Annotated in this window: 12 protein-coding genes; 5 read left to right on the forward strand and 7 right to left on the reverse strand. The window is 72.3% G+C overall.

Going from position 1 to position 25,557, the window contains the following annotated elements; genetic code table 11:
* Positions 1-31: 31 nt before the first annotated feature.
* Both ACWGIF_RS03125 and ACWGIF_RS03130 read left to right on the forward strand, forming a co-directional pair.
* Positions 32-9,367, forward strand: a complete 9,336-nt coding sequence (locus tag ACWGIF_RS03125) for an amino acid adenylation domain-containing protein (protein ID WP_453490175.1) — start codon at positions 32-34, stop codon at positions 9,365-9,367.
* Positions 9,364-10,587, forward strand: a complete 1,224-nt coding sequence (locus tag ACWGIF_RS03130) for an MFS transporter (RefSeq protein ID WP_453490178.1) — start codon at positions 9,364-9,366, stop codon at positions 10,585-10,587. The genes ACWGIF_RS03125 and ACWGIF_RS03130 overlap by 4 nt, the downstream gene beginning before the upstream one ends.
* A 51-nt stretch (positions 10,588-10,638) precedes the next feature.
* Here the strand turns inward: ACWGIF_RS03130 and ACWGIF_RS03135 are convergent, their stop codons facing one another.
* The 5 genes from ACWGIF_RS03135 to ACWGIF_RS03155 all read right to left on the reverse strand — a co-directional run bounded on the left by ACWGIF_RS03135 (position 10,639) and on the right by ACWGIF_RS03155 (position 18,004).
* Positions 10,639-12,228, reverse strand: a complete 1,590-nt coding sequence (locus tag ACWGIF_RS03135; protein ID WP_453490181.1) for an ArnT family glycosyltransferase — start codon at positions 12,226-12,228, stop codon at positions 10,639-10,641.
* A gap of 164 nt (positions 12,229-12,392) precedes the next feature.
* A complete protein-coding gene (locus tag ACWGIF_RS03140) occupies positions 12,393-14,099 on the reverse strand; it encodes a carbamoyltransferase C-terminal domain-containing protein (RefSeq protein WP_453490184.1) in 1,707 nt (568 codons plus the stop codon).
* Entirely contained in the window at positions 14,096-15,136 is a 1,041-nt protein-coding gene (locus ACWGIF_RS03145) for a hypothetical protein (RefSeq protein WP_453490187.1), read from the reverse strand. The genes ACWGIF_RS03140 and ACWGIF_RS03145 overlap by 4 nt, the downstream gene beginning before the upstream one ends.
* A 42-nt stretch (positions 15,137-15,178) precedes the next feature.
* On the reverse strand, positions 15,179-16,687 hold the full coding sequence (locus tag ACWGIF_RS03150; protein ID WP_453490190.1) for a radical SAM protein: 1,509 nt from the start codon (positions 16,685-16,687) through the stop codon (positions 15,179-15,181).
* 270 nt (positions 16,688-16,957) lie between these two features.
* The gene (locus tag ACWGIF_RS03155) at positions 16,958-18,004 is read right to left on the reverse strand and encodes an AraC family transcriptional regulator (RefSeq protein ID WP_453490193.1); all 1,047 of its coding nucleotides are present in this window, start codon (positions 18,002-18,004) and stop codon (positions 16,958-16,960) included.
* Between the two features lie 701 nt (positions 18,005-18,705).
* Between ACWGIF_RS03155 and ACWGIF_RS03160 the strand changes: the two genes are divergently transcribed.
* From ACWGIF_RS03160 to ACWGIF_RS03170, 3 genes are all read left to right on the forward strand, one after another.
* On the forward strand, positions 18,706-19,107 hold the full coding sequence (locus ACWGIF_RS03160; protein ID WP_453490196.1) for a hypothetical protein: 402 nt from the start codon (positions 18,706-18,708) through the stop codon (positions 19,105-19,107).
* 116 nt (positions 19,108-19,223) lie between these two features.
* Entirely contained in the window at positions 19,224-20,195 is a 972-nt protein-coding gene (locus ACWGIF_RS03165) for a phage baseplate protein (protein ID WP_453490199.1), read from the forward strand.
* Positions 20,196-20,640: 445 nt separating this feature from the next.
* Positions 20,641-21,078 carry a hypothetical protein gene (locus ACWGIF_RS03170; protein WP_453490202.1) on the forward strand — a complete coding sequence of 146 codons (438 nt, stop codon included), beginning with the start codon at positions 20,641-20,643 and terminating at the stop codon, positions 21,076-21,078.
* A 105-nt stretch (positions 21,079-21,183) separates the two neighbouring features.
* Here the strand turns inward: ACWGIF_RS03170 and ACWGIF_RS03175 are convergent, their stop codons facing one another.
* Together ACWGIF_RS03175 and ACWGIF_RS03180 are read right to left on the reverse strand one after the other, a co-directional pair.
* Positions 21,184-22,464 (reverse strand): SWIM zinc finger family protein, encoded by a 1,281-nt coding sequence (locus tag ACWGIF_RS03175; RefSeq protein WP_453490205.1) that lies wholly within the window; start codon positions 22,462-22,464, stop codon positions 21,184-21,186.
* A complete protein-coding gene (locus tag ACWGIF_RS03180) occupies positions 22,461-25,547 on the reverse strand; it encodes a DEAD/DEAH box helicase (RefSeq protein ID WP_453490208.1) in 3,087 nt (1,028 codons plus the stop codon). The genes ACWGIF_RS03175 and ACWGIF_RS03180 overlap by 4 nt, the downstream gene beginning before the upstream one ends.
* Positions 25,548-25,557 lie beyond the last annotated feature (10 nt).

Consider the following 25,557-nt stretch of genomic DNA (forward strand, 5'->3'; position numbering starts at 1 on the left):
ACCCGCGCTTTTCGAATGGGAGAGAACACGCATGGAACTGCCACCCGCCGCGAAGGACCCGTTGTCGGCGCTTCCCGACCACCTGCGGGAGCTCGTCATGCGACAGCTCGCCGGTGCGGCAGAGCCCGCCGAGGACCGCTCGATCACCCCGGCGCCCCGGGACGGCGCGCTGCCGTTGTCGGCGGGCCAGCAGGGGCTGTGGTTCCTGACCGAACTGGATCCCGGCAGCGTCGAGTACAACGCGCCCCGGGTGCTGCGGCTGGCCGGCGAACTGCACGTCGAGGCGCTGCGAGCGGCCCTCGATGGCGTGGTCGCGCGGCACGAGGCGCTGCGCACCACCATCGGCGAGGTCGAGGGCCGCGGCATCCAGGTGGTGCACGAGCCCGGTCCCGTGCCGGTCGAGCTCGTCGACCTGTCCGGTCTGCCCGAGCCCCGGCGCGCCGCCGAACTCGAACGCTGCCTGGAGCGCGAGGGGTCCACCCCCTTCGACCTGCGCCGTGGTCCGCTGTTACGGGTGTCGCTGGTGCGGCTCGCCGCGGACGAGCACGTACTGGTGCTGGGCCTGCACCACATCGTCGGCGACGGCTGGTCCATCGGCATCCTGGTCGACGAGCTCAACGCCGGGTACGCGGCGTACGTGCGCGGTGAGCCGGTCGGGCTGCCGGAGCTGCCGGTGCAGTACGCCGACTTCGCCGTCTGGCAGCAGGAACGGCTGGCCGGGCCCCATGTGGAGGGGCAGGTCGACTACTGGCGGCGGCAGCTGGCCGGCCTGGTCCCGGTGGAGCTGCCGACGGACCGCCCGCGGCCCCCGGTGCGCGGCTCCACAGGCGCGGTGCACGAGATCACCGTGCCCGAGCCGCTGGCACGGCGGCTGACGGAACTGGGCGCGCGCAGCGGCGCCACGCTGTTCATGACGCTGGTGGCCGCGAGCCAGCTGCTGTTCTCCCGCTACTCGGGGCAGGGCGACATCGCGGTGGGCTCGGTGGCCGCGGGTCGCGGTCGAGTCGAGCTGGAACACCTCATCGGCTACTTCGGCAACACGGTCGTGCTGCGGTCCCACGTGGACGAATCACGGTCCTTCACCGACTTCCTCGGCGACGTCCGCTCCACCGTGCTCGACGCGTTCGCCAACGATGAAGTCCCGTTCCAGCGACTGGTCGACATCCTGCGGCCGGAGCGCGACCCGAGCCGGCCGCCCCTGGTGCAGGTCATGGTCAACCTCCAGGGCGCGCAGGAGGGCAAGGCCGAACTGCCGGGCCTGCGGGTCACGGAGATCGCCCCACCGATGCACGTGGCCAAGCTGGACGTGTCCTTCGACTTCTTCGAGCACGACGGCGCACTGACCGGCCACGTCGAGTACAGCACCGATCTGTTCGACCCCGCGACGATCGAGCGGATGACCGGCCACCTGCTGACCCTGCTCGACGGCGTCGCCGCGCGGCCGGACGAACCGATGCGGGCGCTGCCCATGCTCACCGAGCGCGAGCTGCACCAGCTGATGACCCAGTCGCACGGCCCCGCGGTGGAGTTCGGCCCGAGCCGGTGCGTGCACGAGCTGTACGACGAGCAGGCCGCGCTCACCCCCGGCGCGGTGGCGGTGAGCTGCGCCGGCGAGGAACTGACCTTCGCCGCGCTGGCGGCCCGGGCCAACCGGCTGGCGCGGCACCTGAGGGGCCTGGGCGCCGGTCCGGGAACCCTGGTCGGCGTGTGCGTCGAGCGCGGCGTGGACGCGATGGTCGCGCTGCTCGGTGTGATGAAGTCGGGTGCCGCGTTCGTGCCGCTCGACCCGGACTACCCGGCGCAGCGGCTGAGCATGATGCTGGCCGACGCCGCGGCACCGGTGGTGGTCACCGAGACCGCCGTGCTCGACCGGGTCGCCGGGCACGACGGAGCCGTGGTGTGCCTCGACCGCGACCGAGCGGTGATCGAGGCCCTGCCGGACGGACCGCCGGAGTCCGGGGTCACCGTGGACGACCTCGTCTATGTGATCTACACGTCCGGTACGACCGGCAGGCCCAAGGGCGTGCAGATCAGCCACCGCAACGTGCACCACATCCTGCGATCCTGGAACGCCCGCTACGGCCTGGACCAGATCCGCGGCCGGGCTCTGTGCGTGGCCAGCTTCGGCGTCGACCTGTTCCTCGGCGACTTCCTGTTCTCCGCGCTGTTCGGCGGCGAGATGGTGGTGTGCCCGGCGGAGGTGGTGACCGACCCGCCCGCGCTGGCGGACCTGATCTCCGAGGTCCGGCCGGAGATCCTGGCCACCACACCGTCGCTGGCCAGGGCGATCAGCACCGAGCTGGCCTGGCGCGGCGGCGGCGGCCTGGAGTCCGTACGGCTGCTCTCCCTCGGTGCCGAGGGCTGGCTGGCGGGCGACAGCGCCGACCTGCTCGAACACGTCGGCCCCGACACACTGGTGGTGAACGCGTACGGCGCGACCGAGACGACGGTGGACTCCACCGTGTTCGCGCTGCGCGGCGACCCGGTCGAGCCCTCGCCGATCGTTCCGATCGGCAAGCCGATGGTGAACACCAGCGTGTTCGTCGTCGACGAGCTGGGCCGCCCGGTGCCGATCGGGTTGCCCGGCGAGCTCTACATCGGCGGCGGAGGCGTGGCCCAGGGGTACTGGCGCAGGCCCGAGCTGACCGCCGAACGGTTCCCCCATGACGTCCTCGGGCCGGGCACCGGCAGGTTCTACCGCACCGGGGACGTGGTCCGCTGGCGCGGCGACGGCAACCTGGAGTACCTCGGCCGGGCGGACGACCAGGTCAAGATCCGCGGCTTCCGGGTGGAACTCGGCGAGGTGGAGACCGCACTGGCCCGCCACCCCGAGGTGGCCACCGCGGCGGCGGTCGCGCGGCGGGGCGATTCCGGACACACCCGGTTGTTCGCCTACGTGGTGCCCGCGGGCACGCGGGCACCCGACCTCGCCGAACTGCGGGCGTTCCTGGCCGGCCACCTCCCGAGCCAGGCGGTGCCTTCGGCGATCATGGTTCTGGACGCGCTGCCGATGACCCCGAACGGGACACTGGACCGGCGTGCCCTGCCCGTGGTGGCGGAGCCCGAGGCAGATCCGTCCCGCCGCGTCGCGCCGCGCACCCCGGTGGAGGCCGTGCTCGTCGACGTCTGGGCGAAGGTGCTGGGCGTGGAGCCCGACCGGATCGGCGTCGACGACAACTTCTTCAACCTCGGCGGCGACTCGATCCTCAGCCTCCAGGTGGTGTCGCTCGCCCGCCGGGCGAACCTCCGGCTGACCAGCAAGCAGATATTCCTGCGGCAGACCATCGCCGAGCTGGCGGGCGAGGTCTCCGTGGTGACCGCGCCCGATGCCGAGCAGGGCCCCGTGATCGGCCCGGTGCCGCTGACACCCGTACAGCACTGGTACTTCGAGGAGTTCCCCGACGCGCCGGGCCACTTCAACCAGTCCCTGTTCCTCGCACTGGACGCCGAGGCCGACGCCGACGCGCTGCGTGCGGCGTTCGCCGCCGTGCTCGACCACCACGACGTCCTGCGCATCCGGGCCGAGCGGGTCGGCGGGACGTGGCGGCAGCACAACGCGGCCGCCGAGGACACCACGGCGGACACCACGGCGGACGCCACCGTCTTCGACACCGTCGACCTGTCCGCGCTCGACGACGACGCCCAGGACGAGGGGATGCGCGCGGCGATCACCGCGGCCCAGACCGGGTTCGACGTCCGCACCGGGCCGCTGCTCAGGGGAGTGCTGTTCACCCTCGGCGGCGACCGGGCTCCCCGGCTGTTCCTGGCCGCGCACCACTACGTCGTGGACGCGGTCTCCTGGCGGGTCATCCTCGCCGACCTGGCCGCCGGCCACCGGCAGGCGGCGCGCGGGCAGAAGGTGGAACTCGGCGCGAAGTCCACGTCGTTCCGGGACTGGGCGCACCGCCTCACCGGCCTGGTGGCCGAAGGCGGGTTCGACGCGGAGCTGGAGTACTGGACCCGGGTCGAGAAGGCCACCGTGGAGGCGGCCGTACTGCCGGTGGACCTGCAGGGGCGCAACACCGCCGGCTCCGCACGCACCCTGACCCGGCGGCTGAGCGCCGACCGCACCGACGCTCTGCTGCGCAAGGTGCCGGAGGCCTACCGGACGCAGGTGAACGACGTGCTGCTCAGCGCCCTCGCCCGGGTGCTGCGTGACTGGGCCGGCGGCACCGTGCCCGTCGAGCTGGAGGGCCACGGGCGCGAGGACCTGTTCGGCGACGTCGACCTCTCACGTACCGTCGGCTGGTTCACCACCGTGTTCCCCGTGGCGCTGGAGCTGCCCGAAGGCGAGGACTGGGGCGCCACCCTCAAGGCGGTCAAGGAGCAGCTGCGCGCCGTTCCGTCCCGCGGTCTGGGCTACGGCGCCCTGCGCTACCTCGGCGAGGCGGGAGCACTGGGCCGGGGCCGCCAGTGCCAGGTCGGGTTCAACTACCACGGCCGCTTCGACGCCGACGCCGGCGACGCCGGGTTCTTCCGGAGCTGGTGCGAGAACCCGGTGCCCGACCGGAGCCCCGAGCAGGCGCGGCAGTGCCTGATCGAGGTCACCGGCATGGTCCGCGACGGGCAGCTGGAGTTCGGCTGGGAATACTCCGGGAACGTCCACCGCGAGGAGACGGTCGTCCGGCTGGCCGAGGCGTTCCTCGCGGCGCTGGAGCAGATCGTCGAGCACTGCGCCCTGCCCGGCGCCGGCGGCTGCACCCCCTCGGACTTCCCGCTGGCGGGCCTGGACCAGGCGGCGGTGGATCGGATCACCGGCGACGGCCGCTCGGTGGAGGACGTCTACCCGCTGACCCCGATGCAGAGCGGCATGCTGTTCCACTCGCTCGACGGAGACGGCGACGGCGGCGACGTGTACCTCACGCACTTCGCCGCGGTGCTGGACGGGGTGGACGACCCGCACCGGCTGGCCGACGCGTTCCAGCGCGTGGTGGACCGCACCCCGATCCTGCGCACCGCCGTGGTCGGGTCCGACGCGGACGTTCCGCTGCAGATCGTCCAGCGTGACGTACGGATGCCCGTGACGCACGCGGACTGGAGCGACCTGTCCGAGGAGGCGCGGCAGGCGCGCTCACGCTCGCTGTGGGAGAGCCTGCCCGCGCTGGAACTCGACCTTGCCGAGGCGCCGCTCATGCGGCTCACCATCGCCCGGCTGCCGGGGGCGAGCGTCCAGGTGTTCTGGTCCTCCCACCACCTGCTGCTGGACGGGTGGAGCTTCGCCGACGTGCTGGCCCAGGTGTTCGAGGAGCACGCCGCGCTCAGCGGCGCGCCGACCCCGGCGCCGAAGCCGCGCCGCCCGTACCGGGATTACGTGCAGTGGCTGGCCGAGCAGGACGACGCCGCCGCCGAGGCGCACTGGCGTCGCACGATGGAGGGCTTCACGGCGGCCACGCCGCTGCCGTTCGACCGGGCGCCGCTGGCCGCGCACGGCTCGCGGTCCTCACGCGAGGTGAACCTGAGGCTTCCCGCCGAGCGCTCCCGCCGGCTCTACGCGTTCGCCAAGCGCGCCCGGCTGACGGTGAACACCGTCGTGCAGGGCGCATGGGCGCTGCTGCTCGCACGGCACAGCGGTGAGCGCGACGTGTGCTTCGGCGCGACGGTGTCCGGCCGGCCCGCGGAACTGACGGGCGCGGACGAGATCGTCGGTCTGTTCATCAACACGCTGCCCGTGCGGGCGACCGTGGACGGCGGTCTCGACCTCGTGCCGTGGCTGCGGCGCATGCAGGACGAGCAGGTCGAGACCCGGCAGTTCGAGCACGTGTCGCTGGCGCAGGTGCGCAGCTGGAGCGAAGTGCCGCGGGACTCGGGCCTGTTCGACAGTATCGTCATCTTCGAGAGTTTCCCGTACGACAGGGACGCGGCCTCCCGGCACGGGCTCGTGGTGCGCGAGAGCACCGGCGCGGAGGAGACCAACTACGCGCTCACGCTCACCGCCTACACCACCGACGAGCTGCACCTGCGCGTCGGTTACGACCCGCGCCTCTTCGACCCGGACACCGTGGAGCGGATCGCCGAACGCCTGGCGACCGTGCTGGACTCCTTCGCCGACCACGTCGAGGCCCCGATCGCCCGGCTGCCCGTGCTGCCCGCCGACGAGCGGTCCGTCCTGCTGCACGAGTGGAACGACACCTCCCGCGACACCGGGGAGGCGACCACCGTCGAGTTGTTCGAGCGCCAGGCCGCGGCCACACCCGAGGGCACCGCGCTGGTGTGCGGGGACGCCGGGCTGAGCTACGCCGAGCTGGACGCCCGCGCGAACCGGCTCGCCCGCCACCTGGTGGCGCTGGGGCTCGGCCCCGAGCAGATCGTCGCCCTGGCCTGTCCGCGGACGCCCGAGCTGCTGGTGGCCATGCTGGCGGTGCTGAAGGCGGGCGCGACCTACCTGCCGCTGGACCTGGACCACCCGCGTGAACGCCTCGCGTTCATGGTGCGTGACGCCGCGCCGGTCCTGGCGCTGGTCGGCGACGCCGCCGCACTCGACCTGCCGGAGGGCACCCCGTCCCTCTCGCTCACCGACCCCGGCGTGGCCGCCGCGCTGGCGGGCCACCCCGCGACCAAGCCGGCCCCGTCCGAGGCGCCGAGCCCGGACAACGCCGCCTACGTGCTCTACACGTCCGGATCCACCGGCAAGCCCAAGGGCGTGGTGGTCACCCGGGGCAATCTCCGCAACTTCGTGCTCGACATGCGGGACCGGACCGCGATGACCCCCGACGACCGGCTGCTGGCCGTGACGACGGTCGGGTTCGACATCGCGCACCTGGAGCTCTTCGTGCCGCTGATCAGCGGTGCGACCGTGGTGCTGGCGGACAAGGAGCTGGTGCACGACCCGCGGGAGCTGCGCCGGGTGGTCCACGACGAGGGCGTCACGGTGGTGCAGGCGACGCCGAGCCTGTGGCGCGGCGTGGTCGAGGGCGCTCCGGACGTGCTCGCCCGGGTCCGGGTGCTGGTCGGCGGCGAGGCGCTGCCCGCGGAACTGGCGGAGGCTCTGACCGCCGGGTCGCCGTCGGTGACGAACGTGTACGGCCCGACCGAGACCACGATCTGGTCGACCGCGGCGGAGCTGACGCGCGGCGCGACCGGTGCGCCGCCGATCGGCAGGCCGATCGCCAACACCCGGCTGTACGTGCTCGACGCCGCTCTCCAGCCGGTTCCGCCCGGCGTGCCGGGTGAGCTGTACATCGCCGGTGCGGGCGTGGCGCGGGGCTACGCGAACCGCGCAGCCCTGACCGCGGGCCGGTTCGTGGCCGACCCGTTCGGGCCGCCCGCCGAGCGGATGTACCGCACCGGTGACACGGTCCGGTGGCGGGCCGGCGGGGTCCTGGAATTCGTCGGCCGGGCCGACGACCAGGTCAAGATCAGGGGGTTCCGGATCGAGCCCGGCGAAATCGAGACGGTACTGGACGCGCACCCGGAGGTGGGCTCGGCCGTCGTGGTGGCGCGCGAGGACCGGCCGGGCGACAAGCAGCTGACGGCGTACTTCGTGCCGGCCGGGGACGCGCCGCCCACGACCGCGGAACTGAAGGCGTACCTCCGGCAGTACCTGCCGGGGTACATGGTGCCCGCGTTCTTCGTGGTGATGGACGTGTTCCCGCTGACACCCAGCGGGAAGGTCGACCGGCGGGTGCTGCCGGCCCCGGGCGCGGCGGCCGACGCCCACACGCCGCGGATCGCGCCGCGCGACGACACGGAGGCCGCGCTGGCCGCGATCTGGGCGGACGTACTCGGCCGCCCGGTCGACGAGATCGGCGTGAGCGACGACTTCTTCGAACTGGGCGGGCACTCGGTGCTGAGCGTCCAGGTGGTCTACCGAGCCCGGCGGGCCGGATGGCACATCGTGCCGAAGGACCTGTTCTCGCACCCGACCGTCGAGCGTCTGGCGACGGTGGCCGTGCGGGCGGCGGAGCCCACGGGCGCCACCGGGCCCGGGCAGCCGGCGGTGACCGAGCCGGCTGTGCCCGGCCACCGCGTGCCCGGGCAGGCAGGTGCCGGGCCGGCGGACGTACCCGAGCACATGGCGCGGATCGACGCACCGGACCACGCGGCGGGCCCGGCCGCCGGCCGCGCATTCCCGGCCGCCCGGCTCGCCGAGCTGGCGCGGGCGCACCGGGTGCCGGGCGCGCAACTCGCCGTACGCCACCAGGGCCGGCTGACGGTCGTCGAGACGGGGGAGCGGGTGGCGGGCACCGGCCTGCCGGTCACCGCGGACACCGCGTTCCCCATCGCCTCCCTGACCAAGCCGGTGACCGCGCTGCTCGTGCAGCTGCTGGCGGCCGACGGGCGCATCGACCTCGACGCCCCGATCGGCGCGTACCTGCCCGAGCTCTCCGCCACGGGCCCGGTCGGCCGGGTGACCGCGCGCCAGGCACTCAGCCACACCGGGGGGCTGGTCGCCGCGATCGACGAGCGGATGCCGAGCGCGGACCGGCGCGAGTGGGTCGAGCGGCACGGCGACGAGACCGCCGTGACGCACCGTCCGGGCACCGCGTTCTCGTACTCCGACGTCGGTTACGTGCTGGCGGGCCGACTGGTCGAAGTGCTGACCGGCATGGACTGGCGGACCGCCGTGGAGTCGATGCTGCTGCGCCCGCTGGGGATCACGGCCGCCTACCACGCGCAGCCGGGAGGGCGTCCGGTCGCACAGGGCCACGTGGTGCTGGAGCATGTACTCCCCGTGCCCGAGCAGTCCTTCTCCCCGGTCGACGAGCCCGCCGTGGCACTGGCGGCCGGTGCGGCGGACCTGGTGCGGCTGGCCGGCGTGCACGACCGGACCGCGTCCGGGGTCATCGACCCCGCGGCGGCCGGCGCGATGCTCCACGACCAGACCGGTGACATCGCCGTCGGACCGTTCGGCCTCGCCGACGGCTGGGGGCTCGGCTGGTCCGTGTTCCGCGGCGCGGGGGGCGAGTGGTACGGGCACGACGGCAGCGGTGACGGCACATGGTCCTACCTGCGCTTCCACCCGGCCTCCGGGACGGCGGTGGCGCTCGTGACGAACGCGAGCACCGGGCCCGGGCTGTGGGAGGACCTCCTCGCCGACCTCGGTGAGGCGGGGCTCGAGGTGGCCCACCACTCGACGCGGGCGCTGTCCGATCCGGGGGCGCCGGTCGCCGGGCCGGCCGAGTGCGCGGGGCACTACGTCAACGGCGACTGGGACTGCGTGGTCGAGTCCCGCCCCGAAGGGCTCACCCTGTCCGTCGCCTCCGGGCCGCGCTCCGCACTGATTTGCTACGCGGACCTGCGCTTCACCACCGAGGGCGGCGGGATTCCGGGCACGGGCCGATTCGTCCGCGAGCCGGACACGGGGCGGGTCGAGCTGCTCCAGCTCGCCGGGCGGCTGCTCAGGCGTACCGGAGCGACGGCGGGATGACCGTCGAGGCGGGTCCAGGCGACGCGCCACCGCTGTCGCGCAACCGGAACTATCACGTCCTGTGGGGCAGTCAGCTGGTGTCCGAACTGGTCAGCCAGCTGTGCCTGATCGCGTTCCCGCTGATGGTGATGGCGGCGACCGGCTCCGCGCTCCAGATGGGGGCCGTCGCCGCCGTCATCGCGGCGGCGCACATGGCGGCCAACGTCCCGGCGGGAGTGCTGGTGGACCGCTTCGACCGCAAGCGGGTCATGCTGGTGTGCCAGTGCGTCCGCGCGGTGGCGATGGCGAGTCTGGCGGTCGCCCTGTTCTTCGGCCACTTCTCCCTGCCGCACGTGCTCGTGGTCGCGGTGGCGGAGGGTCTGCTGGGCGCGGCCTTCGACCCGGCCGAACACGCCGCCCTGCCGCAGGTCGTGCCCGAGTCGCAGCTGTCGGAGGCGGTGGCGCGCAACACCGTGCGCCGCTACATCGCCACGCTGCTGGGCCCGGCGGGCGCGGGCTTCCTGTTCGCCGTCGACCCGATGTCCCCGTTCGCGGTCGCCGTCGTCCTGCTCGTGGCGTCCTGCGCCGTGCTGTTCCTCCTCCGCCTTCCCCGGCGCGGTCCCGTGGAGGAGCCGGACAAGGCGGGCATGCTCGCCGACGGGTTCCGGTGGGTGTGGGGACACCCGGTGATCAGGCCGACGCTCTTCTGGCTGATGGGCTGCGAGTTGTTCATCTCGGCCCTGATCATCATCGTGCTGGCGGCGTCCGGCGAGGACGACATGGCCCCCGGCGAGCTGGGCGTGATGATGACCGGCTTCGGCCTCGGCGGCCTGTTGGGCGCCGCGGTCGCGGGCCGGCTGCACGCCGTGCTGCCCGCGCCTGCGGTCATCATCGGGTTCCCCTGGGTCGGGGCGGCGTTGACGCTGGTCCTGGCGCTGGTGCCCGTCGGTGTGCCGACCGGCGTCGTGCTCGGCGGGATCGCGTTCTTCATCCCCACCGCGTTCACGACGGTCATGACCTACCAGCTCACGGTCGCGCCCGACGAGCTGCGCGGCAGGCTGAGCGGTATCGTCGGGCTCTTCGCGGGCGGCGCCGGTGCGATCGGCCCGCTGGTGGGCGGGCTGCTGATGGCGGGCGGGGACAGCCGTGGCAGCCTGCTGATCTCGGGTGTCTGTCTGGCCGTCGTCGCCGTGGGCACCACCCTCAGCCCCACCCTGCGCCGGTTCCCCACGCTGAAGTGAGGGAGGCCGCGGCCCCCTCACTTCACCGTGGGGGCCGCGGCCCCGGCCCCCTCAGGTCAACGAGCAACCCTCTTCGCTCTTGGCGGTGATGGCCTCGGCCGTGTACGGGCACGCGAAGCCGATCCAGCGGAGCTCGGACCACAGCCGGTCCCACGGTTCGCGGGGATCGCGGCACACCATGAACTCGGTGTTCCGGTCGGCGACGGGCAGGTCGGTCTTGAAGGTGCCGCGGGGCTCGCAGCTCGCGAACAGGGCGCCGAACGCTTCGCGGTTCACGCCGACCGCGATGACCACGTCCGTGTCGTCCGCGGGCCTGCCGAAGTCGGCGTAGGAGTTCTGCCCGCTGTAGACCTTCGGGAGACCGTGCTCCGGTCCGTAGCGGTCCAAAGCGCCCGCCAGGCCGTAGTGGTTGGCGTAGACGACGGCGTGCTCGCGGTCCTGCGGTGACAGCGACCGGTTGACGGCGGCGACCTGCTCGGTCAGCTGGGGCCAGGCCGCCTGGTCTAGCTGGAAGACGCCCAGCTGCGTCAGCACCGGGTTCGACCCGTACCACGCGACCGGCAGCACCGGCAGCATGAGCACGGCCGACATCACCGCGTTGCCCACCAGGGCGGTGCCGGCCAGCGAGCGGCGGACGGTGGTCTTCGCCCAGTCCACCACCACGACGGAGCCCGCCGCCAGCAGCACCAGCTGCAGGCCGCCGGGGTACTCGGGCTTCCCGCCGATGGCGATCAGCAGCACCACCATGAAGAGGTAGGCGAGGCCGATCGACCGGTACGTCCGCCAACCCGCGCGGCGCAACAGGGCCACCAGCCCGGCGATCCAGACCGGAGCGAGGAACAAGCCGATCATCAGTATCTGGAAGGGGACGAAGGCGACCCGGGAGTCGGCCCCCAGGGCCGTCTTCAACGCGGCGCTCATCTCGACCGCGGGCCAGCCGTGCGTGATCTGCCACAGCACCGCCGGCGCCGCGATCAGGGTGGCGATCGCGGCGCCCGCCCACAGATGCCGACTGCGCAGAACCGCCCGCGGCCCCCACGCAACCACGCCCACGAGCAGGGCCAGGACCAGGAGCACGATCAGGTTCTTGGCGAGCATGCCCACGCCGGTGACCAGGCCGATGGCGAGCCATAGGCGGGTGTCGCGGGTGCGCAGCAGGCGGATGAACAGCCAGCCCAGCGTCACCCAGGTGACGAGGTCGGGAATGTTGGTGGTCAGCACGTGCCCGGCGTTGAGCGTGACGACCGACGTGCCCGTCGCGGCGGCGGCGAAGGCCTGTGCGCCGCCCCGGCCGCCGAGTTCGCGCGCGATGAGGCCCGCCACCCACACCACCACGCAGGCCAGCAGCGCCGGTACCACGCGCAACGCGATCAGCGTGTCGCCGAGCAGGGTGGTCTCCGCCCTGGCGATCAGCGAGACCAGCGGGGGCTGGTCGACGTAGCCCCACGCCAGGTGACCCCCGGAGGCCCGGTTGTACAGCTCGTCGACGTGATACCCGTGCCGTCCCGACAGGACCAGCAGCACCGCGCCCACCCCGGCGGAGACGGCGGGCAACAGCCGCAGGTTCAGCGGGGGAACCGTCGCCGGGCGGTCCTCGGAAGTCGGGGGTGAAGCCGAAGAGTTACTCGTCGTGGTCGCCACGTATCCACACTCTCTCTGTCCGCGGTTCTGGCCGATCGGATTGTCTCCGGCACATCGCGCGTGGGCGACCATGTTGAATTGTGGGAAAAGCTCGCCGGCCCGGACTTCCGGGCCGGGCCGCGGAGCGGGCGTGGCGGCGATGCCGGATGGCCTGGTGCCTGGGGTCAGCCGCCCTTCGCGGTGACGAACAGGTCCCCGAGTACGAGCCCGTCCAGGGCCATTTCCGAGAGGCAGTCCAACGCCGCCTGCCACGATCCCGTCGTGGGCCGACCCTTCATGTTCAGAGAGGTGTTGATCAGCAGGGGCGAGCCCGTCAGCTGCTCGTATCGGCTGAGCAGCACCTCCAGGAACACGTCCGTTCCCGCCCCCACGGTCTGTACCCGTGCCGTGCCGTTGCGGTGGACCACGACGGGCGCGTGGTGGAGGAGTTCCTGCCGCGCGTCCACGGCGAGGCTCATGTACGGCGACTCCCGCCCCCGCAAGTCGAAGTACCCGGCGGCACGGTCCGCGAGGACCATCGGGGCGAACGGCCTGAAGGGCTCACGTCTCTTGATCCGGGTGGCCAGCCGGTCGTGCACCTCGGGCGAGAGCGGGTTGGCCACGATGGACCGGTGTCCCAAGGCCCGGGGGCCGGCCTCCGCAGTGCCCCGGTAGATGCCGAGGATGTCGTTCCGGGCCAGTGCCGCGGCCACCAGACGAGCGAGGTCCCGTTCCCCGTACGGACCTGACACCTCGAATCCCCGAGCGAGCACCTCCTCGGCCCTGGGGATCGCCGGTTCGACACCCCAGTACGGTGACGCGGGTACCTCGGCCAGCAGGCCCTGCCGGTCCAGGATGACGGCCACGGCGGCGCCCAACGAGGTCCCGGAGTCGCCGGGGGCCGGGGGGACGAAGAGCTCCGTGATCTCCGGAAGGTCGCGCAGCCTGCCGACCGCAACGCAGTTGCCGGCGACCCCGCCGGCCACCGTCCAGGCTCGGCCCGGGCCGGGATGCAGGCCCACCAGGTGGGCGGTCACCTCCTCGAGGCGTTCCTGGAGGGAAGCGGCCAGATCGGCATGGGCCTGGGTGAGGTCTTCCCCCGGCGCCCGCCGAGAGACCGAAGCCGTGACGAACGCGTCGGTCAGCCGGTCGCCACGGTCGCCGAACACCCGCTGTCTCACGAGGCGGGTGCTCACCCGGAATCCCCGCGACGTCAGCGGAACCGTTCGCGCGAGCAGCGTTCGGAACCGCGACGGGTCCCCGAAGGCCGCGAGCGCCATGACCGTACCCTCCTCGTCCCGCATCCGGAAGCCCAAGTGGTCGGTGAGGGCGCCGTAGACATAGCCCAGCGAGTCCGTGTCCCAGGCCAGGGCGTGCAGATCGAGGGAGCGGGTCACCCGGTTCCAGGTTCCCGACGAGGTGGTCGCGGCCTCCCCGATGCTGTCGATCACCAGCACGTCCCGATCGCACCAGCCCTGGGGCGCGATCGCCGAGAAGGCATGGGCCCGGTGGTGCGGCACCTCCACGATCGCCGCGGACGGAAATTCCGAGGCCAGCCGTCCGATCGTCCGGACGTGCGCCGCGGCTATGGAGTCGTAGGAGGCCACGGCCCGGCGCCGACGGCCCGGATCGCCTGCCCTCCGTGCGGCCCTCTCCCTGCCGTGGCGGTACAGCGAACCGTCGAAGGTGTATCCGACGGCGGTCACGTCGTCGGGTCCCCGCCCTGCCTCGGCCAGGAGCAGGCGGACTGCCTCGCCGGGGAACGCCCGGGTGTGCTTGCGGCCGACCAGCCGGTCCTCCTCGAGGAAGCCGATCAGACGACCGCCGACGAACAGGGCGGCCGACGAATCGTGAGTGTGGGCGCACACCCCCAGGGTCACCTCGGCTGTCATTCCCCGTCACTCCCTTCACTCCCGCCGCCGGGCCCGCCGGGCACGATGACCGCCGGGAGGCCGGCGAGGGGGTGACGGAACGCGGCCGACGCCGACCACCTGCGTTGCAGCACCTCGGCCGTCGCCATCAGGCGCTCTCCGTCCAGGGTCAGCTCACCACGGGCCGTCGTGCAGCGGCCCAGGATCCAGGGTCGGCGGCCCAGACGGGCGAAGGCGGCCCGGACCTCGTCCAGCCGCGCCGGATGAAGGGTCAGGACCAGGGACAGGTCACCGGAGGGCGGCCCCAGGAGACACTCGACGGAAACCGCTTCGGGCAGACCCCGGCGCAATCGCTCGACGGCCGAGCCGTCGAGATCGATGCCGACCCCGGACCCTCTGGCCAGGTCGGCCAGGGTGAGCAGCAGGCAGTCGTTGGCGTCCATGACGGCGGTGATCGACGAACCCTCGACGAGCAGCCGCCCGAGCTCCAGTTCCGGGAGTCCGCCGAGCAGGGCGGGCGCGAGCCAGCCGGGTAGCCCTTCGCCCGCCGGATGGTTCAGGTGGGCGAGCGCGGCGTTGAAGCGTCCGGGTCGGCGCGAGACGACCACCACGTCTCCCGGAGCCGCTCCCGTTCGGCCAGGTGGCAGCTCGGAGCCCCGCCCCACGCCTCTGACCGCGGTGGTCAGGGCGAGCGGGCCGAATGTCGTGTTGCAGCCGTTCTGCAGGGTCGCGCCGTTGATCCGGATCGCACGCCGTACCCCGGTGGCGATCGCTGTGACCATGGCGGGGTCGGCGCTGCGGGGGATCTGGAGGTCGAGCTGCACCGCCGGCTGCGAGACTCCCGCGCAGGCCAGGTCCGACAGCGCCGCGTTGACCCCTCTGAAAGCCCACACGTCCACCGGTTCGCCGGGAGGGCAGTCACCGTGAACCGCCCGATCCACGCTGGACGCGATGCGCACGTCCGAGCCGGGGACCAGCCAGTGGTCGAAGTCGGCCTCAGCGGTCCGGTGGGCTCCGAGCCCGGTGCGCATCAGCGTGATGACCTCTCGCTCCCGCATGCTCGCCCCCATGGTCGCCAGCGCCAGCGCCGTCGTTCGTTCCTACCGGTGGGTGTGGTGCCCAATGGAGTACGACAGCGTGCCGGGCGTCGCAGCGACCGCGCCCATGACGAGGTCCCGCTCCCGCTGGGTCACCGCGTAGGCGCCCTCCCGCTCGGCACGCTCGGCGCCGCCGGACAGCTCGAACAGGTCGCGCAGCATCAGCTCGTTGAACCGCTTGGTGTATTCGCAGCTTCTGCGGTCGATGGACATCTCGTCCCCGTGGGCGACGTACGCGTCGTAGGCGCAGCCGTTGCCGCACATGCCGCGGGCCGAGCAGCCGTCGCAGTGGGTGTAGTAGATCGGCGACCGCATCCGCCAGCGGCTGAGCACGGAATCCGAGTACTGCGTGCCGTCCAGTTCGGAGAGCGCGAGCCGGTCCATGACGAGGAACGACTTGCAGGGTCCGACCTTTCCCTTGGCGTTGAGGTTCAGATTCGCGCCGGCCGCGGCGCCGCAGTCGTGGAAGCGGTAGTGGCCCTTGACGAAGGGTTCGAGCTTGCGGTGGACGAGTTCGAGGAACAGACCGCGGTCGCGCCATGTGCGGTGGATGCCGTAGAGGGTCTGGGCGTAGTCCACGCCGTCGATGAGGTACGCGTAGTCCTGTTGCTCCGGCGTGGGAGGCTTCATGAAGTTCACCCCCAGGCCGGTCGGCTGGTATTCCGTCATGAACCACTCGATGATCTCCTCGGCCCGGGCCAGGTTGTGACTGCCGAAGACGGTGGAGATGGACACCTCGACGCCGTGCTCCTGAAGGATCCTGATGCCCCGGTCCACCTGCGCCCAGGATCCGCGCCCGGCGTAATTGGGCCGTAACAGGTCGTGGACTTCCGCAGGTCCGTCCATCGACACGATGCACTTGGCACCGTGACGGCTGAGGGTCCGGGCGCGGTCGGCGGTGATCAGCGTCGCGTTCGTGCCGATGACGACCCAGCAGTTCTCGCCCGGCCGGGCGAGCCGCTCCTTTTCCTTGAGCAGATGCTCCAACTCGGGCCAGTGCAAGGTCGGTTCACCGCCGGTGCAGTGAATGATCTTCGGCTGTCCGGGCCTTGAGTTCGCGAAGAAGTACTCGATGACCTCGGTGAGTCGTGCGGTGCCGGTGGGAGCCTTCTGTGGTGCCTCGACGTTTTGGACGACCTTGCAGTAGTCACACTTGAGATTGCAGAAGTCGGTGAGCAGCACGCGCAGCAAGGAGAAGTCCGGATCGGTCGCGACCCGCTCGGCCTCTTGCGCGGCCAGCGCCGCACGCACCGCGTTCTTGTCCTCGCCCCGCGCCGCGACGAACTGCTCGGCCGTCATCAGGGCGAACACCGACGCGTCCACCGCTCCGTCCCCGGCGAGGGCCTCGACCGTCATACGGAGCTTTTCACCGCCGTAGATCTGACGGTGTCGCAGTGCGTGGGTCAGGCAGTACGCGCCTTCACCGAGGTCGACCAGCTGAACGTCGTTCTCCAGTTCTCCCCGCTCGGAGGAGGCCGGATCGACCGGAATCCCGGCCAGCACCCGGGTCATCGGCGCATCGGCCTCACGGGGGCCGATGCGCAGGGAACTCTGGGGAAAGAAGACGGTGGCGGGCCCCGCATCACCCGGAACACCGCAGGATTCTGAGCAGCCGGTCACGGGTCCTCCAGCGATCGCAGCGGGCTTGCCGGTTGGAAGTGGCACTCGGTCGATCCGCAACAGAGCCTGGCACCAACCACGGGTCCGCACCAGAGGACCTTCTGCCACGCAGCTCCCGTTTCCGGACGTCGGCCCCTCGCAGCAGTCGGCGCGGGGTTCGATTCACCTGCGGCCCTTACGGATGTCACGGGCCCGAGCCTGGGGGCACGGCTTCACTTCCCCGGGTTTGCGCACCGTCCGCGATGGGGTCTCGCCATAGGCTTCGCGGTAGTAGCCGGTGAACCTGCCCAAGTGGGTGAAGCCCCACCGCAGGGCGACATCGGTGACGGTCCCCAGCTCGCGGCCGTCCGCGATGGCGAGAAGGTCACGGCGGGCGAGATCCAGCCGAACGCGCCGCAGATACGCAAGCGGTGTGGTGCCCAGGTGGGTGCGGAAGCCGTCTCGGAGGCTGCGTACGCCCACCCGGGCTGCCTGGGCGATATCGGTCACCGATATCGGTTCGTGGGCGTGTTCGGTGCAGAAGTCGGCAGCGCGCCGGACCGGCCCCGGCAGGGATGCCGCACCGCCGCCCGCCAATGCGTCCCCGAGCGCGTGGGGTTGCGCGTCCAGCAGGCCGTTGACGAGGAGCTGCTCAAAGTGCCCGAGCGCCAACGGAGACCGGGCGGCCAGATCGGAATCGGCGAACGCGGCGAAGTGCCGCACCACGTTCAGCCAGTCCTTCACCGCGCCGACCCGGCCGTCCAGGACCGGCGAGAACGACAGCGGGGTCTGCGGCACATGGCCGAGACGGGCGGCCACGGCGCTGTGGATGACCTCGCGGGGAATGATCAGAACCTGGTTCACGCATTCCTCGTTCCACCGCATGGAGATTCCGTGCCCCGGCCCCACGATGCTCAGCGGGGAGGACAGAGTCTCCCCGTTCACGGTGACGGCGCCGCCACCGGCGACGGGAACATGGACGTTGTAGAAGTCCAGCGCCACTTCGGGCGTGATGGCGACCTCCGCGCCGTACCCGAGTTCGTACAGTCCGACCGACCCCTCGTGCGTACACCGGAAGCGGCCGTCGAGCGGATGGTCGTCCAGGACCGATAACCGGTGGGGCGAGAATCGCGTGGTGATCAGCTCATGTAATTCGTCGACGTTGCTCCCCCGGAAGAGGAGGCCCTTGTTCGGCGGGTCCTGCCGAGCGCCCGCGATGACATCAGACATGTACCTCACCGTTCCACTCCCTGCGGACCACTGAATCTACCGGTGGGGTACGACACCGCTACTGCTCGTGCGACGGCGCGACAGCCTGTGCGGCGCGATGCCGACTCACCCGTAGACGTTCGGTGGCCCGCTCCGCCCTGGCAGCCCGCCCCGGCGACCGACAGCTCGTCTGAATCGAGTCGCAGCGGACCCGGAAGGTCCGATTGTCACTGCGATCGCTGATTGCACGTGCATAGAGAGGTCTGTCCGGGAACTTCGCGAGGGCAGGTGCGCCGTTCAGGATCCCTGGGCTGTGGTGGCTGCGCTATCCATTTCCGGTACGGGTTCATGCCGTTTCCGGCTAGCGGGGAAGAGCCTGCCGTGCCGGCTGCCAGCCCATGTCGCGCCTGCCTCTGAAGTGCCCCCATAAGGGCCCTAACCGCTTGGAGTCGGACCGTCCGCGTCATGTCGGCGGGCGCTTCCATCAATGGGATCTCCGACTACTTCAAGCCGACTAAGTGCCGGCCTGACGCTGCGGGTTGCGCCCCTTCCGCCCCACTTCGCACCCGTGGGCCGCCCCGCTCCCGCCGAACCCGCATCTGTCCAATTTGCATTGCTGTTCGCGAACCAAGGGTGCGGACAGTGCGCTCGTCTGTATAGGTTCACGGCGCAACCAAGAGAGCCGGGGCCGCTGGTCGGGCCCCGTCACACAGGAGGCACACATGAAGTTCAGGTCTACGGCCGTCCGAGCGGCAGCAGTCGCGCTCGGCGCAATCACCCTCGTGACGGGTATGCAGGGACAGGCGATGGCGGCATCGACCGTCACCATCTCCCATACGGGTGGCTACGGTCAGTGGAACCCGGACCCGTCCGGTTCCATACCCGGTGACGCGATCAGGGCCTGCGACAACGCGGCCGACGGCTGGGGCGTCGAAGTCTGGCTGGACATCAACCGGAACGGCACCATCGACCGCATCGCCAGCACCCGTGGCCACGACTCCCCGTACTGCTCGTCCTGGGCCAGCGGCAACATCGCAGAAGGCACGCCGGTCGACGTGTACGTCCTGCGCCGCAAGGGCGACACCGTCGAGGAGCCCTTCACGGTCTACCGCGGCGTCGCCTGAGCCTTATCCATCAAAGCCTGATGGGGCAGGCCGGGCCGCTGGTGTGGCCTGCCCCTCCGGGGCCCGCTGGGGATCCCCACACGCTACGCAGCACCACATTTCTGGGAGGACGACCCATGTCCCACGGATCGTTGAGTCGCCGAGGCCTGCTGCGCGCGGGCAGTGGCATAGGCCTGGCTGCGCTCGGACTGGGTCTCGGGGCCGGTTCTGCCTCGGCCGCGGTGCCCGCGTCGAAGCGCTTCGACCTGACCCGGCCGTCGTACGACTTGTTCCGAAGCAAGACCCTGCGCGACGACACCGTGCAGCAGAGTTTCGCCTTCGACAACGTCAACCGCCGGCTCTTCGTCGCGCAGCGCCGCAACGGCACAGCCGAGACCGCCGGCGACCTGTGCGTGACGCAGCTGGACTTCGCCGGCAACCAGCTCGGCCACATGTATCTGACCGGCTTCGGCCACGGCGTCGCATTCGGAGCCCAGGGGGTGGGCACGTCGACGTATCTGTGGACGGAAGTCGACGCCAACGGCAACGGCTATGGGGGCCGCCTCGCACGCTTCAAATTCACCAGCGGCGTGACGCTGTCGAACACCTCGTCGGCACTCACGAAGTTCAAGCCGATAACTGCCGCCACCGAACACACCTGTGCCATCGATCCCGTGCACGACCGCCTCGTGGTCCGCTACCACTTGAGCGGAGCCAAGCGCATGGCGGTCTACGGCCTCACGGCCGCCACGAGCGGCGACTTCAGCAGTCCGTTCGCCGACTTCGCGCAGCCCGCGCTGGGATCGCTCTCGCCCACGTTCCAGGGCTACGCGGTCTATGGGAGTTACGTGTACCTCTTGACCGGAACCTCTTATGAGGCGAACGGCAACGTGGTGAACTCCGAGGTCACCTGCGTCAACGTGAACACCGGCGCGATAAGCCAGGGCCCAGTCCTGACCAACGCCGGCTCCACCCTGACCTTCCGCGAGCCGGAAGGCCTGGCGGTCTATCGGACAGCGGCCGGAGAGGACCGCCTCTTCCTCGGCTTCGCCTCCGGCGAGGCGGGCGACCGTCGCTCCAACCTCTTCTACAAGAACGTCCTGGTGTGACGCCGGGTGTAGGAGCGGGAGAGCGGTGCCGAGGGCCCGAGCAGGGCTGTGATCTCGCGGTGCCGCCGCCTGCCCAGTCGCACCACGCGGCCGGTCATCAGCAGTGCCTCGCCCTGTCCGAGGGCGGTGAGGTGCGGTGCGACCGCAGGTTCGCCCCGGCGAGGTCCACCCGCGGTGCGCACTCCGGGATGAGGCGGGCGCGCACGGCCGCTGCGAGGACCTCGCGATGACGGGGCCCGGAAACGTGGTGCCCGTCGCAGTGCCTTCATCGTCGGCCCGCCCTCCATCCCTCCACAGGCGGTAGGTCGGCCGGTACGCCATCGGGTCCGTGCCGAAACCGGGCCGACGGCGTCCCGGTACGGCCGGCCGGCCACGGCCGGTCTTCCCGGCCGACGTCGTCTGCCGATCATGGTGGCGGCTCCGGACGTTCAAGCATGATGCACCGGTGAGCACCCTGGTGAAGTTCTTCGCCGCACCGGACGACAGGTCGGCCGCCCTGGTGGTCGAGACCGGGCCGGACCGCGCCTTCCAATCCCTCGGGTTCGGCAACTTCGATGCGGAAGAGGCCGTGGTCGAGTGGCAATGCCTCTTCTCCGGCGGCAGCCTCGAAGACCTCGCGGAAGCGGGGGAGCCGCGCATCATCGCCGGTGCGGACGACGACGGGGCTGTGATCGCCTTCGCGCTGTCCGACCGCCTGGTCTGCGCTCTCGCCGGGGCGGAACCGTCCCGCCTGCAGGAGACGGCGGTGCAGTGGGCCGGCCTGCGGGCCGAGTACGGCGAGACGATCGACACCGACCTGGCCCGCGAGATGGTGACGGCTCTGGGTGCGCTCGCCCGCCGAACCGGGGTACTGGAGCACGGCCTGTACTGCTGGGTCGCCTAGGGAGCAGGGAGCAGGGAGCAGGGAGCAGGGAGCAGGCACTCCTCCCCCCCGGCGGACCACGGCCCGAGGGCGGGCGCGCACCCCTGCCCGCCGGGTTACGGCCGGTCAGCCCGTCGCGCGCCGGGCCGACGGGTCCGACGGGTCCTGCGGGGGCAGCGCAGAGGCGGGGTCCGGGGCCGAGGGGCCAGCCGGGATCCAGTGGCCCGACTCCCGGCGGTACGGCCACCAGCGGCCCTCCCGCCCCAGCCGGAGCTGGCGGCCGGTGTCCTGCGACGTCCAGCGGGCCCGGACCCGGCGGAGCACGGGCGCCTCCTCGTCCGCCCAGGCCGAGGCCAGTGCCGCCCTGGCGCGGGCCAGCGTCGTCCGGTCCGGCGTCCAGTCGTCCTCCAGCGCCGCGAGGCCCGGGGCCCCGCCGAAGCCCCAGGCGAGGACGGCCCGTTCCATGTCGGCCCGGCTGCGCCCGGTAGCCGCCGCCAAGCGGGAGCGGACCCGGAGGTCATCGGCCTCGGCCGTGAGTCGTACGGCGTCTTCGGAAACGGTGAGCGGGGCCGCCGCAATACGATCGGCGTGACCCGGAGCCACCGCTTCCGCCAGGAGCCGGTACGCCTCGGCCGCGGCCGCCTGCGCCAGGAACTCCACCGCGTCCACGTCGAATTCCGGCCCGGGTTCCCCGTCGGTGTCCAGAGTCGGCGGCTGGCCCGGTGCCTGCGGCAGCGCCGGAAGCGGGGGCAGCGGCGGCCGGGCGCTCCCCGCCGCGAAGGCCTCCACCGCCGGGACCCCCTCGTCGGCGGACGCCTGCGGAGCCTCTGCTTCCGCCGTGCTCCGCGCCTCCAGGTCGTCCACCAGCTCCCGTTCGCCCCGCCCGCGAAGGAGCAGCAGTACGAAGGGGTCCTGATCCAGCAGCCGCGCCACCTGGTAGCAGAGCGCGGCCGTGTGCGGACAGTGGTCCCACTCACCGCAGTCGCAGCGCGGATCGAGGTCCCCTATGCCGGGCAGCAGTTCCACTCCCGCGGTCGCCGCGTCCTCGACCAGCTCCGGCGGCACCTCCCGGTCCAGCAGCGCCGCGATGTACCCCGACTCGGCGGCCGCCAGGCCCAGCAGCCGGTCCCATTCGGCCTCCGTGAACTCCTGCACCAGCACGTCCGTCCGGTGCGCCGTCCCGTCCCGGTCGCGCACCACCGCCGTGAGCCCGCCGGGACGCACCGAGACCGCGCCCACCGCGCCCGAGCGTGCGGACCGGCGACCCCGCCTGAGCTGTTCCCCGTCGAGCGCGCTGTCCTCCAGCGCGCGCAGCCAGGCGTGACCCCACCAGGTGCGGGCGAAGCCACGGCCGGGGGCGGGCGGAAGGGCGGGGAAGGTCTTCTCGTACGGGTCTCGGGTACTCATCGCTCACTCCCCGCAGGCCCGCCTGTCGGGCGCAACGCCACGAGCTCGGCCAGCTCGGCATCGGTCAATTCGGTCAGAGCGGCCTCGCCGCCCGCGAGGACGGCGTCGGCGAGGGCTCGTTTGCGCCCCAGGAGCTGTGCGATCCGTTCCTCGACGGTGCCCTCGGCGGTGATCCGGTGGACCTGCACGGGCTGCGTCTGGCCGATCCGGTAGGCGCGGTCGGTGGCCTGTTCCTCGACGGCGGGGTTCCACCAGCGGTCGAAGTGGACGACGTGGCCGGCCCGGGTGAGGTTCAGCCCGGTGCCCGCCGCCTTCAGCGACAGCAGGAAGACCGGGACCTCTCCCGCCTGGAAGCGGTCGACGAGCTCCTCGCGGCGCGGCACGGGCGTACCACCGTGCAGCAGCTGCGAGGCGATCCCGCGCCCCGCGAGATGCCTCTCCAGGATTCTGGCCATCGCCACGTACTGGGTGAAGACGAGGACCGAGCCGTCCTCGGCGAGGATCGTGTCGAGGAGTTCGTCGAGGAGCTCCAGCTTCCCGGAGCGGCCGCCGGCGGTGTCCCGGGCGCCGCGTTCCCCCGGGCTGTGCTCGCGCAGGTAGTGGGCCGGGTGGTTGCAGATCTGCTTGAGGGAGGTCAGCAGCTTGACCACCAGGCCGCGCCGCTCCATCCCGTCCGCCTCCGAGATCGCGGCGAGGGTCTCGCGGACGACGGCTTCGTAGAGCGCGGTCTGTTCGGGGCTGAGAGTGACGGTGTGGTCGGTCTCGGTCTTGGGCGGCAGCTCGGGCGCGATGCCGGGGTCGGACTTCTTGCGGCGCAGCAGGAACGGCCGTACGAGCGCCCCCAGCCGGGCCGCCGACTGCGGGTCGCGGCCGCTCTCGACGGGTTCGGCATAGCGGGAGCGGAAGGTGCCGAGGCGGCCCAGGACTCCCGGTGTGGTCCAGTCGAGGACGGCCCACAGCTCGGAGAGGTTGTTCTCGACGGGCGTGCCCGTCAGCGCCACGCGGGCCGGGGCCGGGATGGTGCGCAGGGCCTTGGCGGTGGAGGAATGCGGGTTCTTGACGTGCTGCGCCTCGTCGGCCACGACCATGCCCCAGCAGATGGCGGCGAGAGCGGGTGCGTCCAGCCGCATCGTGCCGTACGTGGTGAGGACGAAGCCGCCGGAGGAAGGCGTGAGGTCCGCGAGGCTGCGGCCGGGACCGTGGAAGCGGCGGACGGGCGTACCGGGGGCGAACTTCTCGATCTCCCGCTGCCAGTTGCCCAGCAGCGAGGCCGGGCACACGACCAGGGTGGGCCCGGCCTCGGGGTCCTGCCGTGCGCGGTGCAGGTGCAGCGCGATGAGCGTGACGGTCTTGCCGAGGCCCATGTCGTCGGCGAGGCAGGCGCCGAGGCCGAGCGAGGTCATCCGGACCAGCCAGCGCAGGCCGCGCAGCTGGTAGTCGCGCAGGGTGGCCCGCAGCTCCGGCGGTGCGTCGAGGCCGTCACCCTCCTGCGGATCGCCGGTGAGCAGGGCGCGCAACCGCTCCATCGGACCGGTCGCCTCCACCGCGACCCTTCGGCCGTCGATCTCTGCCGACCCGGTGAGTACGGCGGCCAGCGCGTCCGCGGCCGTGACCTCGCGGTCCTGGCGGGTGCGGGCCCGGCGGGCCTCAGCCGGATCGATCAGGACCCACTGGTCGCGCAGCCGGACCAGGGGCCGCTTGGCCTCGGCGAGTCGGTCGAGCTCGGCGCGGGTGAGATCCCCCTGGTCGCCGAGGGCGTGGTGCCAGCTGAAGGAGAGCAGGGCCCCGGGCGAGAGCAGACCCGAGGGGAGTCCGGTCCCGGCGGTGTCGGGGGAGCCGACCACGGCGCGGGCGTTGAGGTTGCGGACGAGCCCGCGCGGCCAGTGCACCTGGACCCCGTCGGCGGCGAGGGCGGCGGCGGCTTCGCCGAGCAGCTCCGTGACCTCTTCGTCGGCGAGTTCGACGCAGTCCGGGACCGCCGCGCCCAGCAGCGGGGTGAGCGGGGGCCACAGCCGGGCGGCGCGGCGCAGGGCGCGCAGGGCGTCCAGGCGGGCGCCGGGAGGGAACGCGGCCGCGGCGGCTCCGGAACCGGCCCAGACGTCGGCGGCGTCGGCGACCAGGGCGGCGTCGGCCCGGCTGTGCATCTGGAGGACGGCGCGGAAGGACGGAGCGGCTTCCGGGACCTCGCTCCTGCTCCTGACGTGGTCGGGGGCGTGGTCGGGGGTCTGGCCGGCACCGGGGGAGGGAGCGGGGTCGGGGGCGTCGAGCTCGATCCGCAGGGAGATCCGCACTCCGGCGTCGTGGGCGGCGGCCACCTCGGCGGCCCAGTCGCGCAGCTCGGGATGGAGGTGCGGCGGGCGGGCGGCGAACGCGGACCCCCCGGCGGCCGCGGGGGCGGCGGGGGAGCGGGGCAGGGTGTCGGCGACGGCGTCGAGAAAGGCGCGCAGCAGCGGCCCGGGGGCCGGCAGCCGGGGCGGCCCGTCCGCGTTCAGCGGTACGCAGTGGGCGCCGGGAGGCATGGCGGCGGCCAGCTCCCGGACCGCGTCGAGGTCGGCGTCCTCCAAGGGGCCGATCCGCCAGGCGTCGTGGCCGGAGGGGCTCAGCCCGGGCAGGAGCCGCCCCTGCGCGGCGAACCGCAGGGCGAGCAGCGCGGCGGCGCCCCAGAACGCCGTGGCGGAGCCACCGGTCCCCTCGGCCGTTCCGGCCGTATCGGTGCCGGTGCCGGCATCGGCACCGGTGGCGGTGGCGGTGGCGGTATCGGCGCCCGCGTCGGTGTCGCGGCCGTGGGCGGAGGCAGAGGCAGAGAGGGACGCGGACGCGGCCTCTGCCTCGGCCGCAGCGGCGCGGGCGCGGGTGAGCAGGGGCAGGGCCTCGTCCACGGGCAGCACGAGCGCGGTGACCGTGGTCCGCCGCAGGTCCGGGGTGATGACGGCGAGTTCCTCGAGCCTGCCGCTGCCGGCCTCGGCATCGCGGCCGATGGTCTCGCCGTCGGCCGGCCAGAGGGCGATCCGGCCGCTGCGGGCCGGATCGGCGGGAAGGAAGACGGCGGAGCGGTGGATGAGGGCGGAAATCTCGGAGAGCACGCATTCCTCA

The sequence above is a fragment of the Streptomyces sp. NPDC054849 genome, from assembly GCF_053610945.1.